This is a genomic window from Nocardioides sp. NBC_00850, assembly GCF_045207335.1.
GTDB lineage: Bacteria > Actinomycetota > Actinomycetes > Propionibacteriales > Nocardioidaceae > Nocardioides.
Map to the genome: position 1 here is coordinate 690,625 of NZ_CP108845.1, position 14,343 is coordinate 704,967.

At 70.0% G+C, this 14,343-nt stretch carries 16 protein-coding genes; 9 read left to right on the top strand and 7 right to left on the bottom strand.

The features are described 5' to 3' along the window. Positions 1 to 324: 324 nt before the first annotated feature. Positions 325 to 735, bottom strand: a complete 411-nt coding sequence (locus tag OH802_RS03330; protein WP_406025083.1) for a DUF4446 family protein — start codon at positions 733 to 735, stop codon at positions 325 to 327. A gap of 78 nt (positions 736 to 813) precedes the next feature. On the opposite strand from OH802_RS03330, the gene OH802_RS03335 reads away from it, so the two are divergent. From OH802_RS03335 to OH802_RS03370, 8 genes are all read left to right on the top strand, one after another. Beyond that, the gene (locus OH802_RS03335) at positions 814 to 1,599 is read left to right on the top strand and encodes a prephenate dehydratase (RefSeq protein ID WP_406029225.1); all 786 of its coding nucleotides are present in this window, start codon (positions 814 to 816) and stop codon (positions 1,597 to 1,599) included. 3 nt (positions 1,600 to 1,602) lie between these two features. Further along, positions 1,603 to 2,280 carry a nickel pincer cofactor biosynthesis protein LarB gene (larB, locus tag OH802_RS03340; protein ID WP_406025085.1) on the top strand — a complete coding sequence of 226 codons (678 nt, stop codon included), beginning with the start codon at positions 1,603 to 1,605 and terminating at the stop codon, positions 2,278 to 2,280. Further along, entirely contained in the window at positions 2,277 to 3,488 is a 1,212-nt protein-coding gene (gene larC, locus OH802_RS03345; protein WP_406025087.1) for a nickel pincer cofactor biosynthesis protein LarC, read from the top strand. The genes larB and larC overlap by 4 nt, the downstream gene beginning before the upstream one ends. Before the next feature lie 32 nt (positions 3,489 to 3,520). After that, on the top strand, positions 3,521 to 4,123 hold the full coding sequence (locus tag OH802_RS03350) for a TMEM165/GDT1 family protein (protein ID WP_406025089.1): 603 nt from the start codon (positions 3,521 to 3,523) through the stop codon (positions 4,121 to 4,123). Positions 4,124 to 4,148: 25 nt separating this feature from the next. Beyond that, a complete protein-coding gene (locus OH802_RS03355; RefSeq protein WP_406025091.1) occupies positions 4,149 to 5,351 on the top strand; it encodes an arginine deiminase in 1,203 nt (400 codons plus the stop codon). Positions 5,352 to 5,455: 104 nt separating this feature from the next. Further along, positions 5,456 to 5,827 carry a cyclic nucleotide-binding domain-containing protein gene (locus OH802_RS03360; RefSeq protein WP_357334012.1) on the top strand — a complete coding sequence of 124 codons (372 nt, stop codon included), beginning with the start codon at positions 5,456 to 5,458 and terminating at the stop codon, positions 5,825 to 5,827. 80 nt (positions 5,828 to 5,907) lie between these two features. After that, positions 5,908 to 6,846 carry an adenylate/guanylate cyclase domain-containing protein gene (locus OH802_RS03365; RefSeq protein ID WP_406025094.1) on the top strand — a complete coding sequence of 313 codons (939 nt, stop codon included), beginning with the start codon at positions 5,908 to 5,910 and terminating at the stop codon, positions 6,844 to 6,846. A 93-nt stretch (positions 6,847 to 6,939) separates the two neighbouring features. Next, positions 6,940 to 7,812, top strand: coding sequence for a GyrI-like domain-containing protein (locus OH802_RS03370; protein WP_406025096.1), 873 nt, complete (start codon positions 6,940 to 6,942; stop codon positions 7,810 to 7,812). A gap of 104 nt (positions 7,813 to 7,916) precedes the next feature. Here OH802_RS03370 and OH802_RS03375 read toward each other — a convergent pair whose 3' ends face one another. From OH802_RS03375 to OH802_RS03395, 5 genes are all read right to left on the bottom strand, one after another. Then, positions 7,917 to 8,855: a DUF5926 family protein gene (locus tag OH802_RS03375; RefSeq protein WP_406025098.1), complete on the bottom strand. Its 939-nt coding sequence runs from the start codon at positions 8,853 to 8,855 to the stop codon at positions 7,917 to 7,919. A gap of 44 nt (positions 8,856 to 8,899) precedes the next feature. After that, a complete protein-coding gene (locus OH802_RS03380; protein ID WP_406025100.1) occupies positions 8,900 to 9,670 on the bottom strand; it encodes a glycerophosphodiester phosphodiesterase family protein in 771 nt (256 codons plus the stop codon). 83 nt (positions 9,671 to 9,753) lie between these two features. Beyond that, complete coding sequence (locus OH802_RS03385; RefSeq protein WP_406025102.1) at positions 9,754 to 10,134, bottom strand: DoxX family protein; 381 nt, start codon at positions 10,132 to 10,134, stop codon at positions 9,754 to 9,756. Between the two features lie 49 nt (positions 10,135 to 10,183). Further along, positions 10,184 to 10,912: an SDR family NAD(P)-dependent oxidoreductase gene (locus OH802_RS03390; protein WP_406025104.1), complete on the bottom strand. Its 729-nt coding sequence runs from the start codon at positions 10,910 to 10,912 to the stop codon at positions 10,184 to 10,186. After that, positions 10,909 to 11,679, bottom strand: a complete 771-nt coding sequence (locus tag OH802_RS03395; RefSeq protein ID WP_406025106.1) for a hypothetical protein — start codon at positions 11,677 to 11,679, stop codon at positions 10,909 to 10,911. The genes OH802_RS03390 and OH802_RS03395 overlap by 4 nt, the downstream gene beginning before the upstream one ends. A 193-nt stretch (positions 11,680 to 11,872) precedes the next feature. Between OH802_RS03395 and OH802_RS03400 the strand changes: the two genes are divergently transcribed. Further along, positions 11,873 to 13,252, top strand: coding sequence for a lytic murein transglycosylase (locus tag OH802_RS03400; RefSeq protein WP_406025108.1), 1,380 nt, complete (start codon positions 11,873 to 11,875; stop codon positions 13,250 to 13,252). 9 nt (positions 13,253 to 13,261) lie between these two features. Here the strand turns inward: OH802_RS03400 and OH802_RS03405 are convergent, their stop codons facing one another. Then, positions 13,262 to 14,278, bottom strand: a complete 1,017-nt coding sequence (locus OH802_RS03405; protein ID WP_406025110.1) for an NADP-dependent oxidoreductase — start codon at positions 14,276 to 14,278, stop codon at positions 13,262 to 13,264. Between the last annotated feature and the right edge of the window lie 65 nt (positions 14,279 to 14,343).

Sequence of the window (14,343 nt, forward strand, 5' to 3'; positions counted from 1 at the left end):
GCGTGTTTTCAGCGCGTTTGGCGTCGATTCTCGTGGCAAAACCGAGCCGACTCGCCGACACAGATGTCTTGTTGACAAGTAAATGTTCATAAGGTGTCTGACACGACTCGGCGTGAGCCGAGTCGTCGTCTTCGACCGGGCTCAAGCCTGACTCCGGCCGGCGACGTGGCAAGACCCACACACTGGTCGGAAATCCCCCGCGACCAGTGGTCGACTCCCGGGCCGTCCCACCCGCAGCCCGGGTTTGAAAACCGGCACGCTCGGAACGGTTCCCCCGCCACGCCCGAGCGTGCCGGTGTCGTTTTGGGCCCGGATCAGCCCGGATCAGCTCCTGGGCTTGGCCTGCTGGACGGCCTCGGTCTCCTCGGGTGACATCAGCTGGGACGACTTCCAGGCGCTGATGCTCTTCGCGTACGACCTCGCCTCGGTGCGGCCGTGGATCGAGGTGAGCACGACCCCGTCGCCGTTGTCGTCGAGCAGCGCAAGGCACCAGCTCAGGTGGCCGCCGGCGTCTCCGAAGGCGTCGAAGCGCACGACCGCGAGGTGGCGCAGGTTCATCGCCGACTCGGCGCGCAGGGCCGCGACCTCGGCGCGCAGACCGGCGACGTCGGTCGGGAGCGACTCGACGTCGGCAGGGTCGGGGCGACGTACGTCCTTCGTCTTCTGCCAGGCCGCTCCGGCGAGGACCAGGGCGGCGATTGCTGTCAGCAGACTGAGAATTGCAAGAGCGAGCACATCGGGCGAATCTAGACTGTCGCTGTGTCCGAGCCACATCGCATCGCCTATCAGGGCGAACCAGGGTCCAACTCACACATGGTGTGCCAGCGGCACTACCCCGAGCTGGAGTCGGTGCCGTGCGCCTCGTTCGAGGACGTCTTTGCGACCGTCGAGGCAGGTGAGGCGTCGCTGGCGATGATCCCGATCGACAACTCCCTGGCCGGGCGGGTGGCCGACATCCACCACTTCCTCCCCGAGTCCAACCTGCACATCATCGCCGAGCACTACCTGCGGATCCGGTTCCACCTGCTCGGCCTTCCCGGCGCCCACCTCGACGACATCCGTACGGTCCACTCCCACGTCCATGCCCTGGGCCAGTGCCGCAACATCATCCGGGAGCACGGCTTCACGCCGGTCGTCTCCGGTGACACCGCCGGCGCCGCGCGCGAGGTGATCGAGGCGGGCGACCCGACGATGGCCGCGATCTCTCCGCCGCTGGCCGCCTCGATCTACGGGCTGGACGTGCTCGCCACCGACATCGAGGACGCCGACCACAACACCACCCGCTTCGTGGTGCTCTCGCCCGACTTCATCCAGGCTCCCGCCGACGCGGGTCCGGTGGTGACCTCGTTCATCTTCAACGTACGCAACCTCCCGGCGGCGCTCTACAAGGCGCTCGGCGGCTTCGCGACCAACGGCGTCAACATGACCAAGCTGGAGTCCTACATGGTGGATGGGAAGTTCACCGCCACCCAGTTCCTCGCCGAGGTCGACGGTCACCCGGACCAGCCGGGGCTGAAGCGGGCCCTGGAGGAGCTGGCCTTCTTCACCACCGACGTGAAGCTGCTGGGGGTCTACCCCGCCGACCCGGCGCGGTTCTGAGTCATGTCGGACGACGAGCCGACCGCCGACCTCGGGTTCGCCCGCGTCGACCTCGACCGGGAGCGCCGCACCGGCGACCCCGAGGTCGTGTACGCCGACGGCAAGACCCCCGAACAGGTCGTCGCGATCCTTCGCCGACTGCATGAGGCGCATCCCTCGCGCGCGGTCCTGGCCACCCGGGTCTCCGCCGAGGCGGCCGCCCGGGTCGTGGCCGAGCTGCCGACGGCGATCCATGACGCCGAGGCGCGTGCGGTCACGCTCGGGCCGCTGCCGACCCCGCACGGCCGGGTGTGCGTCGTGGCCGCCGGGACCTCCGACGGGCCGGTCGCGGCCGAGGCCGCGCTCGCGGCACGGGTCCACGGGGCCGGAGTCGAGCGGATCACCGACGTCGGCGTCGCCGGGATCCACCGCCTGATGGCCGTACGCGACCGGCTCGACGACGCCGACTGCCTGATCGTCGTCGCGGGGATGGAAGGTGCCCTGCCCTCCGTGGTCGGCGGGCTGGTGGGAGTGCCGATGATCGGGGTGCCGACGTCCGTCGGCTACGGCGCCTCCTTCGGCGGGCTGGCCGCGCTGCTGGCGATGCTCAACTCGTGCGCTCCCGGCGTGACCGTGGTCAACATCGACAACGGCTACGGCGCCGGGGTCGCGGCGGCCCGGATCGCGCGGCGGGCTCGGTGAGCGTCGTCTGGGTCGACGCATCCTCCGGGGCGTCGGGGGACATGCTGCTCGGCGCTCTCGTCGGCGCCGGGGTGCCTCTCTCGGTGATCGCCTCGGCCGTGGATGCGGTCGCCCCCGAGCCGGTGGATCTCGCTGCTGCGCCGGTGACCCGTGGCGCGCTGGCCGCGACCCGGTGTCATGTCGAGATCGCCGACTCGGTCCATCACCGCACCTGGACCGACGTCCGCGCACTGCTGACCGCCGCCGCTCTCGACGGCGCCGTGCGTGACCTGGCGCTGCGGGTCTTCGAGCGGCTGGCTGAGGCCGAGGGCGCTGTTCACGGGATCTCGCCCGAGGAGGTCCACTTCCACGAGGTCGGGGCGCTGGACGCGATCGCCGACGTCGTCGGGGTCTGTGCCGGCTTCGTGCACCTGGGCGCCGGCGAGGTCGTGGTCTCGCCCGTCGCGGTCGGGTCGGGCTCGATCCGGGCCGCCCATGGCACCCTTCCGGTGCCGCCGCCGGCCGTGGCGCGGCTGCTCACCGGCGTACCTTCCTTCGCGGGGCCTTCGGGACATCCCGAGATGGAGCTGTGCACGCCGACGGGTGCCGCCCTCCTCGCCACTCTCGCCACCTCGTGGGGCGACCAGCCAGCGATGACGACCCGAGCGATCGGCATCGGCGCCGGCAGCCGGAACCCGGAGGGCTGGTCGAACACACTGCGCCTGCTGATCGGTGATCGTGCGGTCGGAGACGACATCGCGCCGACAGAGCTCGTCATCGAGGCGAACATCGACGATCTCGAGCCGCGGCTCATCCCCGGGGCTCTCGACGCGCTTCTCGCGGCCGGCGCGAACGATGCCTGGGTCACGCCGATCCTGATGAAGAAGGGCCGACCGGCCTACACGCTCCACGCCCTCACCCGTCCAGGTGCCGCCGAGGCGGTCCGGCGGGTGTTCTTCCGGGAGACCTCGACGATCGGCGTACGCGAGCACGAGGTCGTCAAGCACGCCCTGCCCCGCGAGATGCTGACCGTGAACGTCGAGGGACACCCGATCGCGGTCAAGGCCGCCTGCCTCGACGACGAGGTCGTCAACCTGCAGCCCGAGTGGGACGACGTCGCGCGCGCCGCCGCCGCGCTCGATCGCCCGGCGATCGACGTACTCGCCGAGGCCAAGGCCGCCGCCCTCGCCGCGGTGACGACTCGGCGCGGCCGTGGTGCGACGATATGAGCCTGACGTAAAGAAACTGGAACGGAAACCTGATGGACATCACCGTCGTCGCGCTGGCCTTCGCCGCGATCTTCGTCGTCGAACTGCCGGACAAGACGTTCCTGGCGACGCTGGTGCTGTCGACGAAGTACCGGCCGATCTTCGTGTGGCTCGGTGTGGGCGCGGCGTTCGCGATCCAGACGCTCATCGCGGTGGCGATCGGTGGGGTGGCGACGCTCCTCCCGACCGACCTGATCCACATCGTCGCCGCCCTGCTCTTCCTCGGCGGCGCGGTGTTCCTGTTCATCGAGGGGCGCCGCCACCACGGCACCGCCTCCGAGGACGACGGCAGCGAGTTCGCCGAGAAGGCAAAGGACGTACGCGGCTTCCGTCAGGTCCTGGCCAGCTTCATGGTCCTGTTCGCGGCCGAGTGGGGAGACCTCTCCCAGCTGCTGAGCGTCTCGCTGGTGGCTCGCTACCACGACCCGGTCTCGGTCTTCATCGGCTCCTGGGCCGCGTTGCTGGCGGTGTCGGGGCTCGCGGTGCTGCTGGGACGTACGTTGCTCCGGTTCATCAAGCTGCACGTCCTGCACTACGTCGGAGCCGTCGTCTGCCTCGTCCTGGGCATCCTGACGTTGGTCGAGGTGTTCGCCTGAGCGGCGTTCGCCTAGGCTGCCCGGCATGGTTGAACTTGGCGCCGACAGCGAGGTCGGACGACTGCGTACGGTAATGCTCCACCGGCCCGGCCGGGAGCTCACCCGGCTGACGCCGCGCAACAACGACAAGCTGCTCTTCGACGGCATCCCGTGGGTCAAGCGGGCTCAGGACGAGCACGACGCCTTCGCGGCCGCGCTGCGGGATCGCGACGTCGAGGTGCTCTACCTGACCGACCTGCTCACCGAGACCCTCGAGGTGCCCGAGGCGCGGAAGCTGGCGCTCGAGAACGTGCTGGGCTCGCTCACCCTCGGCGACACCCTGCGCGACTACCTGAGCGATGCCCTCGCTGACGCCGGACCGGCCGAGCTGACCGACCACCTGACCGCCGGCGTCCGCAACGACGAGGTACGCGGCGGCCACGGCCTGGTCACCAGCCTGCTCGCCCACGACGACTTCCTGATCGACCCGCTCCCCAACCTGCTCTTCACCCGCGACTCGTCGGTGTGGATCCGCGACCGGGCCACGGTCACCTCGCTGGCTATGCCGGCTCGCAAGCGCGAGACCGCGCTCACCGAGCTGATCTACCAGTTCCACCCGCGCTTCCGGGCCAGCCCGCGGCTGCACGGTGCCCACCTGGAGCACGTCGAGGGTGGGGACGTACTCCTCCTCGCTCCCGGTGTCGTCGCGGTCGGGGTCGGCGAGCGCACCACCCCCGCCGGGGCAGAGCGGCTCGCCCGCCAGGTCTTCGCCGAGGAGCTCGCCCACACCGTGCTCGCGGTGCCGATCGCGCAGGAGCGCGCGACGATGCACCTGGACACCATCGCCACGCTGGTGAACACCGACAAGATGGTGATCTACCCGAACGCGGTCGACTCACTGGTGGCGTACGCCGTGACCCCCGCGGGCGACGACGGCCAGCTGAACATCGCGGACCCGCGCCCGTTCCTCGAGGTCGCGGCCGAGGCGATGGGGATCGACAAGCTCCACCACATCGACACCGGGCTCGACCCGGTCGCCGCCGAGCGCGAGCAGTGGGACGACGGCAACAACACCCTGGCACTGGCGCCGGGCGTGGTCGTGGCCTACGAGCGCAACACCCAGACCAACGGAGCCCTGGAGGCCGCCGGCATCGAGGTCATCGCGATCGCCGGCTCCGAGCTGGGCTCCGGCCGCGGCGGTCCGCGATGCATGAGCTGCCCGATCGCCCGTGACCCGCTGCCCGCATAGGCAACTACACCCGCGGGTAACCCCTGTAGACGAACATCGTTGATCTCTGTAACTGCCGTCACATAGCGGTAGCCACCCCACAGCCGACCCCGAAGGAAACCCTCGTGACCGAGTCGTTCTTCTCCATGTTCACGCCCAAGGAGATCGCGCACATCAGCGCCACCGGCACCCGCGTGCACCTGCCCGAGGGCTGGTCGCCGATCTGGGAGGACACCCCGCCGGACAAGGCCTACATCATCCTCGACGGCACCGTCTCGGTCCGCCGGGACAAGGAGGAGATCGCCCAGTGCGGTCCCGGTGACATCATCGGCGAGGCGGCGATCATGAGGGGCTCGCTGCGCACGGCCTCCATCGTCGCCCTCACCCCGCTCGACCTGATCCACCTCAGCGCCGACAAGCTGCAGCAGCTGTCCGTCGAGATGCCGACGTTCGCGAGGGCGCTGGAGAAGGTCGCCAAGGAGAGGTTCGGCTCCTGACGCTCGAGGACCAGGCTGGCGAGAGCCTCGGCCAGGGCCGTAGCCGTGAGGCAGACATCGAGCTGGCCGAGGCGCTCGCCGTGGTCGAGTCCTTCGTCCTCGGCCAGACGCCCACGCTGACCCGTGCCGAGGTGGCGGAGGCTGCCGGCGTACCCATGGAGGTCACCGAGGACCTCTGGCATCACCTCGGCTTCCCGCATGCGGGCGAGGACGAGATCGCCTTCACCGAGGCCGATGTCGAGGCGTTGCGGATGACGCAGGAGCTCGTCCGCCTCGGCGTGCTCAGCGAGGACCGCCAGGCGGCGCTCGTGCGGACCTGGGGACGGTCCTACGCGCGCCTGGCCGAGTGGCAGACGTCTCTGCTGGCCGAGGTCGCCCGCGAGCGCGGCGGCGACGAGGTCGAGGACCTGGTCGCCCTGACGGGGCAGGTGCTGCCCCTGGTCGAGTCGCTGCAGGACTACGTCTGGCGGCGCCATCTGGTCAGCGCGGCGCGGCGGATGCTCACCGTCGCGGACGCCTCCGCGGTGCCGCTGGCGGTCGGCTTCCTCGACATCGTCGGCTACACCGCCCGGTCCAAGCGGCTGAGCGACAAGGAGCTGGTCGACTGGGTCGAGGAGTTCGAGGACACCTGCTCCGACGTCGTCGTCGAACATGGCGGACGGGTGATCAAGTATCTGGGCGACGGGGTGTTCTTCACCTTCGAGGACGTCGCCGCCGCGGCCCGGACCGCCCTGGACCTGGCCGCCCTCGGGGAGGATCGCGACAGCGCGTTCCCGCACGTCAGGGCCGGTATATCCTACGGCGACGTGGTGCTCCGACTCGGCGACGTCTTCGGTCCGACGGTCAACATCGCCGCCCGCCTCACGACCGTCGCCCGGCCCTCGTCGGTGGTCATCGACGAGAACGCCGCCGCCGCGCTCGAGGACGTCGACGGCTTCCAGGTCGAGAAGATGCGGCGTACGAGCGTGAAGGGCTACTCCCGCCTGCAGGCGTTCCGGCTGCGTTCGCGGTCCGACTGAACCTGATCGAACCTGGCCAGACTGAATCTGACCAGAAAGGTCGGGCGCCGGAGGCTGCTCCCGGGCGAGGCTTGATGGCGAAAGGAGGACCACATGATCGGAACGCTCAACACCCTGGTCGACCTGGTCGAGGCAGAGATCGGCAACGGGCTCACCGGCGAGGTGGACGTTGCCCGGGTCGCCCGCGACCACGGCACCACCGAGTACCACCTGCGCCGGATGTTCTCGGCGCTGGCCGGGATGCCTCTGTCGGAATACGTACGCCGCCGCCGGATGACCCTGGCAGCGGCCGACCTGGTGGCCGGCGCCTCTGACCTCCTGGAGGTCGCGGTGCGCTATGGCTACGGCTCGACCGAGGCGTTCGGGCGCGCGTTCCGTGCCGTGCACGGTTCGGCTCCGGCTGACGTACGCCGATCCGGTGGTCCGCTACGCACACAACCCACGCTCAGGTTCCGTCTGAGCGTCGAAGGGAGCACCCCGATGGACGTCACCATCAACGACATGCCCGAGCTGCGGCTGGTCGGCCACGCCACCAAGGTCCCGCTGATCTACGAAGGCGTGAACCCGCACATCCAGGCACACATCGCCTCGATCGCGCCCGAGGAGCACGTTCGGCTCAAGGAGCTCAACGACACCGACCCGCGCGGCATCCTCGCCGTCACCGACTCCCCGTCGCCCGATGCGCAGGAGGGGACGATGATCACCTACCTGCACGGGGTCGCGGTCACGCCGTCGGCCGCGGTGCCCGACGGGCTCGACAGCATCACCGTGCCGGCCGGCTCCTGGGCGGTCTTCGCCTCCAGCGGCCCACATCCGGAGACGCTGCAGCGGCTCTGGGCGGCGACCGCCACCGACTGGTTCCCGTCGAACCCGTGGCGGCTCCGCCCCGGACCGTCCGTCCTGCGCTACCTCGAGCTCACCGAGACGTACGCCTCGTGCGAGCTCTGGTTGCCGGTGGAGCAGTAGGGGCGGCGAATGCTCACCGAGGTGACTCGGTGAGCGGTCGCTCCCCTCGTGGAACTCCACGAAGTAGGTGAGTGCTGACCGAGTTACCTCGGTCAGCATCCACCTCAGCGGATGGTGACCTGTCGGTTGGCGAGCCCGGCGCGGGCCGAGCGCACCTCGGGGGTGATCTCGGAGTCGTCGGCGAGGGCCTCGTCGAGGAGCTTCTTGAACGCCACCGCCGGCTCCTCGAGCGCCTCGGCGCCGGTGCCGACCGGCAGGTCCCAGACGGGAGCGAGCAGACCGTGGGCACGGAACATGCCGACGAAACGAGCTTCGGGGACGATCACGTCCTCGCCGGTCACGTGCAGGCGCGCGAGCGCGGTCAGCAGGGCGTCCTCGGGCTCGGGCATCACCCAGCGCAGGTGCTCCTTGGAACCGACCGAGGTCCAGTACGCAGCCTCGACCGACGCCAGTCGCAGCGTCGGCAGCACCGACTCGTTGGCGTGCTCGAGCGCGTGCTCGAAGTCGCCCTTGTCCTCGACGTCGGCGAGCCACCAGTCGAAGCCCTCGTGGACGGTGACGTCCAGGGTCGAGTCGGTCACCAGGTCCTGCAGCCGCGGGCCGGGAGCGGGCGCGGTGGTCAGGCCGAAGATGCCGGACTCACCGGCGGCGCGGCTCTCCAGCGCCTGGAGCAGCGCCGCGGCCACATCACGCGACACGTCGCCGTAGTTGTGCTGCACCTGCAGCCCGGCCCAGACCTCGCCCGAGTCGCGCGACATCGCCGGCGCGGCGCCGGGCAGCAGGGTGCCGAGCGTGACGGGGGTCGACTCGAAGCCCTTCACCGTCAGCGACACCGTCGCCGAGGGCACCAGCTCGCGCAGCGCGACCAGGTCGCACTCGCCGGGCAGGCCCTCGAACGGGCGCCCCACGAACGCGCCGCCGGCGGCACCGTGGCACGCCTTGTAGCGCTTGCCGGACCCGCACGGGCAGGCCGCGCGCGGGTTGGGACCGTCCGTCGGGGCCGCAGCCGCCTGACGGTTCTTGACTCGGGACTTCTTGGCCACGGCCAAACCCTAACCTGCCTGGCCCGCGCGCCAGGCAACGCGCCTCAGCGGCCGAGCAGCTCCAGCATGAACCCCGGCCGGTCGGTGATGACCGCGTTGACGCCGATGTCGAGGCAGAGCTTGAGCTGCTCCTCGGTGTTGACGGTGTAGACGTGGAGGTTGCGGCCCTTCGACGCCAACCGCCGCCCGAGCTTCGGGTGGGCGGTGAGCATCTCGATGCTGGCCCCGAGCCACCAGTCCTCGCCGATCGCGTGCCGCAGGAGCGACCAGTTGGCGGCGCGGTCGATGAGCTGGACCAGAGGTACGCCCGGCGCCAGCCGCTCCACCCGCTGCAGCGCCGTGAACGAGAAGCTCATCACCCGCACCGGGCTGCCCGGACCGGCCCAGCCGAAGTCGTTGAGCACGTCGACCAGCCGGCCCTCGGTCAGCCCGCCGTAGCGCGTCGGGTGCTTGGTCTCGATCGCCATCTCGACGTGCCGGCCGTAGTCCCGCACGACCCGCAGCAGCCGGTGCAGCGTGAGCACGCCTCGCATATCTCGGTCCGGCGGCTCGTCCTCACCCTCCCAGAACCCGTTCTTCCAGGCCGCGAAGTCGATCGCCTGCAGCTCGCCGAGGGTCATCTCCGAGACCAGCCCCCGCGCTCCGATACGGCGCAGGTGGCGGTCGTGGACGCAGACGAGATGCCCGTCCATGGTCAGACGTACGTCGCACTCCAAGGCGTCCGCACCCGCATCCAGGGCTGCGACGTACGCAGCGAGGGTGTGCTCCGCGATCTCATGACTGGCGCCGCGATGCGCGACGACCTGGGGCCTCATGAGGAGATTGTTGTCCATCGGACAACCGCGTGGGGGCACGACACGACGCCGAAATCGTTACCTCGCCTGCGTACGCCGCGGTCCTAGAACGGCACGACCACGAAGCGACCGAGCGCCACGAAGGCCGCCAGCGACCAGAAGACCAGGTCACCGGCGGCGGAGCCCCACTCCTTGCGGATGATGCGGGTGGTCGTCGCGCCGGTCATGAGCAGCACCAGCCCGAGAGCGGCGAACGGGACCAGCCAGGTGGCGACCCCGGTCACTGCGGGCAGGATCAGCCCGGCCGCGGCCAGCACCTTCATCACACCGATGACCTTGAGGAAGCCGCCGGGGAAGTCGTCGGCGTAGTGCCACCCCTCGAAGGCGTTGCGGAACCTCTCCTTCGACAGCAGCAGCATCGCCAGTCCACCGGCCAGGAACCCGGCAGCCAGAAAGATCGTCACGATCCACAAGATGATGTTCATGCCAACGAGACGACGTACGTCGCCCGGCTGTGACATCAGACGGGGGACATCACCGCCCGCCGGTCACCCGTAGCGTCGTGGCGGTCACGTACCCGGCCTTCTCGCTCATCAGCCAGGCGACGGCCTCGGCGACCTCGTCGGGTGAGCTCGCTCGGCCGATCGGGATCTGGGGCGCCATCCGCGCGATCCGGCCGGGGTCGCCGGTGTTGGCGTGCATGTCGGTCTCGGTGAGCCCGGGGGCGACCGCGACGACCCGGATGCCGAGCGAGGCGACCTCGAGCCCGAGGCCCTTGGTGAGCGCGTCGATCCCGGCCTTGGCGGCGGCGTAGTGGACGTACTCCCCCGGCGATCCCAGCGTGGCGGCGCCGGAGGAGATGTTGACGATCACGCCACCCTCGGCGAGCGCCGACACCGCCGCACGGGCGACCAGCGTGGGGCCGACCAGGTTGACGTCGTACGTCCTCCGGATCTCGTCGGTCGGAGTGTCGACGAGGGGCGCGTAGCGGTAGGTCGCGCCGGCGTTGTTGACCACGCCGGTGATCGGGCCGGCGGCCTCGAAGAGCGAGGCGATCCCGGCGTCGGTGGTGATGTCGGCGGCCACGATCTCGCAGGAGACCCCGAGCGCCCTGATCTCGTCGCGCGTCGCGACCGCAGCAGCTTCGTCGGACAGATATCCGAGCACGAGCGAGTGGCCGTCAGCGGCCAGTCGACGAGCGACCGCGGCACCGATCCCGCGAGTGCCTCCGGTGATGAGAGTGCTCAGATTTCGATCTTTCACACCCGAAGGGTGTCACGCAGCCTCCACGCCACCAGCGCCAGTGCCAGGACGCCGGCAAGCGCCCATCCGGCGGGGTAGTGCACCGCGGGTTCGTTCCAGCGCTCGTGGAAGTAGACCAGGTGCGAGGAGAGCAACCCGGCGTCGACCGAACGGCCCTCCTGGATGAGTACGCCGACGGCCACCAGCACCGTCAGCAGCGTCTGCATCGCCCAGCCCAGGATCCAGGCGGGCACCCACGCGACCACATCGACGGCCCGGCGTACGGACGTCACGAGCACGGTCACCAGCGCGGCCGCCAGCAGCGCGTCGATGACCGACGACGGCAGCTCGCCCGGGAGCATCCCGTCGAGCCAGAGAGGTACGCAGACGGCCGGCGCGGCCAGCATCGGCGCCCGCAGCACGCACGGCCCGAGGCTCGCGGCGATCCCGGCGGCGAGACCGGCGACCGTCGTGATCGCGGCGATGGCGATCAGATGGGTGAGCATCGACGGGTTGGTCGCCGCCGGCCCAGCGGCGAACATCAGCCCCAGGAAGGCCGCGGCCACGACACCGGCGCCGGCGAGCACGGCACTGAGCAGCCGACGGTCCGGACGCAGCCCCGCGGCGAGCCCACCGAGCGCGGCGGCCAGCAGCGTGAACGAGACCAGCTCGGCGACCATCGGGGCGAGCAGGAGCGGCTGCGGCTGGACGAGCTGGGGAAGGAAACCGACGCCCCAACCCGCGGCCGCGACCAGCGGAACCATCCACAGACGAGTCCGTTCAGTCATGTCGTCCACGGTGACAGGCGGAAGGTGAGGCCAGGCGGCGTACCGGGGAACACCAGCCCAACGTCAGGTGGCCCGACCGTTGCCGTTCTTCCCCAAGGTGGGTGGATTTCTAATTGCAGGGCGCCGATCGGGAATACCTGGGTAGGCTCAAGGGACGGACACGTACCCCACGCGTGGAAGAGGTGAGACCGGCATGAGCAAAGCACCCCGAAAATTCTGGGCCAGAAGCATCAGTACAGCGGCGCTGACCAGCATCGGGCCTCGGGCCGTTGCCGCCGTCGCGCTGACCGCTGCCTTCGCGGTTCTGGCCCCGAACGAGGCGCGCCTCGACACCGGTCATCAGCAGCCTGAGTTTCCCGATCCGGGCGCTCTCCAGGACCCCCTCGGCATCTCCAATGGCCTGGGTGGCGTGAAGAACCTGACCCCGACCGATGCAGTGAAGCTGGCCTCCAACGCCGAGGAGCTGTCGATCCCGGCGGTCGCCCTGGCTGCGTACCAGCGCTCGGCCACCGTGCTCAACGACGCCGACGCCTCCTGCCGCATCGACTGGGCGCTGGTCGCCGCGATCGGCATGGTCGAGAGCAACCACGGCCGCTTCGGCGGCAGCGAGCTCAACTCCAACGGCCTCGCCCTCCCCGCGATCATCGGCCCGCAGCTCAACGGCGCCGGCAACTTCGCGGCGATCCGCGACACCGACAACGGCCTCTACGACCACGACACGGAGTACGACCACGCTGTCGGCCCGATGCAGTTCATCCCCTCCACCTGGACGGTCATGGGCACCGACGGTGACGGCGACAACCGCCGCGACCCCCAGGACGTCGACGATGCTGCCGTTGCCACCGCGGCCTACCTGTGCGCCGGCACCGAGGACGTCAGCACCGACTCCGGCGCCCAGTCCGCGGTCTACCGCTACAACCAGAGCGACACGTACGTCGAGGCAGTGCTGAAGATCGCCGACCAATACCGAAACGGGGAGTTCCCGGGCTCACCGAGCGTGGACGGTGGGTCCACCTCCTCGATGAGGCCCACCGCGTCTGCCCTTCCGCGCACCTCGAACACCGTCGCGCCGAAGTCGGAGATCAAGGCCGCTCCCAACGGCGCCACCAAGACTCCGGTTCCGCCCCCGTCGGCGGACTCCGGTGACAACGAGCCCGACCCGTCGGCGGACCCGAGCACAGATCCCGGCGACGGCGAGACCAGCGAGCCGGTCGAGCCGACGCCGACGCCTACCCCGACGCCCACACCGACTCCGACGCCAACCCCGACCCCGACTCCGACGCCCACCGACGCCGCGACGGCGGTGACTCTCGCGGAGCCCTGCAGGGTGGCGACGATCGCGGTCTACGGAGACACGTTCGAGGCGGCAGACAAGGTCACCTACGACGCCGTGATCGCCAACTGCATCGCCACGTTCGAGCTTGGGACCACCATGCCCGAGGGCCTCACGATCAGGGACCACCTGCGCACGCTCTTCGGAACGGCAGAGTTCCCGACCCTCAAGGAGCCGGCCGCGGAGGCGACTGCTCCCGACGAGACGGTCGTGGAGTCCCCGACCGCCCCGTCGTCGTAGCAAGCCGGGTCAGCTGACCTTGATCACCGTCTTGCCGAAGTTCTGACCCCGGAGCATCCGGTTGAACGCGGCAGGCGCGTTCTCGAGCCCTTCGGTGATGTCCTCGCGGTAGCGCAGCTTGCCCTCGGCCAGCCAGCCGGCCGCCTCGGCGAGGAAGGCCTGCTGGTGATCGGGGACGAACTCGTCCTGGATGAAACCCCTGATCAGCAGGGACTTGTTGAGGATGTGACGCATCAGACCGGGCGCCCGGTCCGGCCCCTCGGGCGCAGCGGTGTCGTTGTAGTGCGCGACGATCCCGCAGACCGGCACCCGGGCGAACTTGTTGAGCCGCGGCAGCACCGCGTTCCACACGTGACCGCCGACGTTCTCGAAGTAGACGTCGATCCCGTCGGGGACCGCCGCCTTCAGCTGCTCCTTGAAGTCGGGCGCGCGGTGGTCGAGGGCGGCGTCGAAACCGAGCTCGGTCAGATGGGCGACCTTCTCCGGTCCACCGGCGATCCCCACCGCGCGGCAGCCGAGGATCTTCGCGATCTGTCCGACCGTGGCGCCGACGGGACCGGTCGCGGCCGCCACCACGACGGTCTCGCCGGGCTTCGGCTGCCCGATCTGGGTCAGCCCCGCGTACGCCGTGAACCCCGGCATCCCCAGCACGCCCAGCGCGGTGGAGACCGGTGCGACGGACGGATCCAGGCGGCGGGTGTGCTTGGCCGGCGCGACGGAGAACGCCTGCCAGCCTCCGTACGCCAGCACCACATCGCCCACCTGCCGCGACGGATCCCGCGACTCCACCACCTCGGCGACCGTGGCGCCGGGCAGCACGTCGCCCAGGGCGGTCGGAGCGGCGTACGACGGCGCATCGCTCATCCGCCCACGCATGTAGGGGTCGAGCGAGAGGAATTTCGTACGCAGCAGCACCTCGCCCTCCGCAGGCGCGGGCACCTCGGAGGTGACGATCGAGAAGTCCTCGGCGGTTGGCTCACCAACTGGGCGAGAGCGGAGCAGGATCTGGGTGTTCGTGTCGGTCATCCCGCAATCGTGCCTCACCGGCGGGCAGGCTTGCTTAATCACAACTAAACCTATTGACTTAGCCC

Coding starts and splice junctions, on each gene's coding strand:
- OH802_RS03335 (WP_406029225.1), top strand. CDS start 814: ATGGTGTGCCAGCGGCACTACCCCGAGCTGGAGTCGGTGCCGTGCGCC.
- larB (WP_406025085.1), top strand. CDS start 1,603: ATGTCGGACGACGAGCCGACCGCCGACCTCGGGTTCGCCCGCGTCGAC.
- OH802_RS03350 (WP_406025089.1), top strand. CDS start 3,521: ATGGACATCACCGTCGTCGCGCTGGCCTTCGCCGCGATCTTCGTCGTC.
- OH802_RS03355 (WP_406025091.1), top strand. CDS start 4,149: ATGGTTGAACTTGGCGCCGACAGCGAGGTCGGACGACTGCGTACGGTA.
- OH802_RS03370 (WP_406025096.1), top strand. CDS start 6,940: ATGATCGGAACGCTCAACACCCTGGTCGACCTGGTCGAGGCAGAGATC.
- OH802_RS03380 (WP_406025100.1), bottom strand. CDS start 9,670: ATGAGGCCCCAGGTCGTCGCGCATCGCGGCGCCAGTCATGAGATCGCG.
- OH802_RS03385 (WP_406025102.1), bottom strand. CDS start 10,134: ATGAACATCATCTTGTGGATCGTGACGATCTTTCTGGCTGCCGGGTTC.
- OH802_RS03395 (WP_406025106.1), bottom strand. CDS start 11,679: ATGACTGAACGGACTCGTCTGTGGATGGTTCCGCTGGTCGCGGCCGCG.
- OH802_RS03400 (WP_406025108.1), top strand. CDS start 11,873: ATGAGCAAAGCACCCCGAAAATTCTGGGCCAGAAGCATCAGTACAGCG.
- OH802_RS03405 (WP_406025110.1), bottom strand. CDS start 14,278: ATGACCGACACGAACACCCAGATCCTGCTCCGCTCTCGCCCAGTTGGT.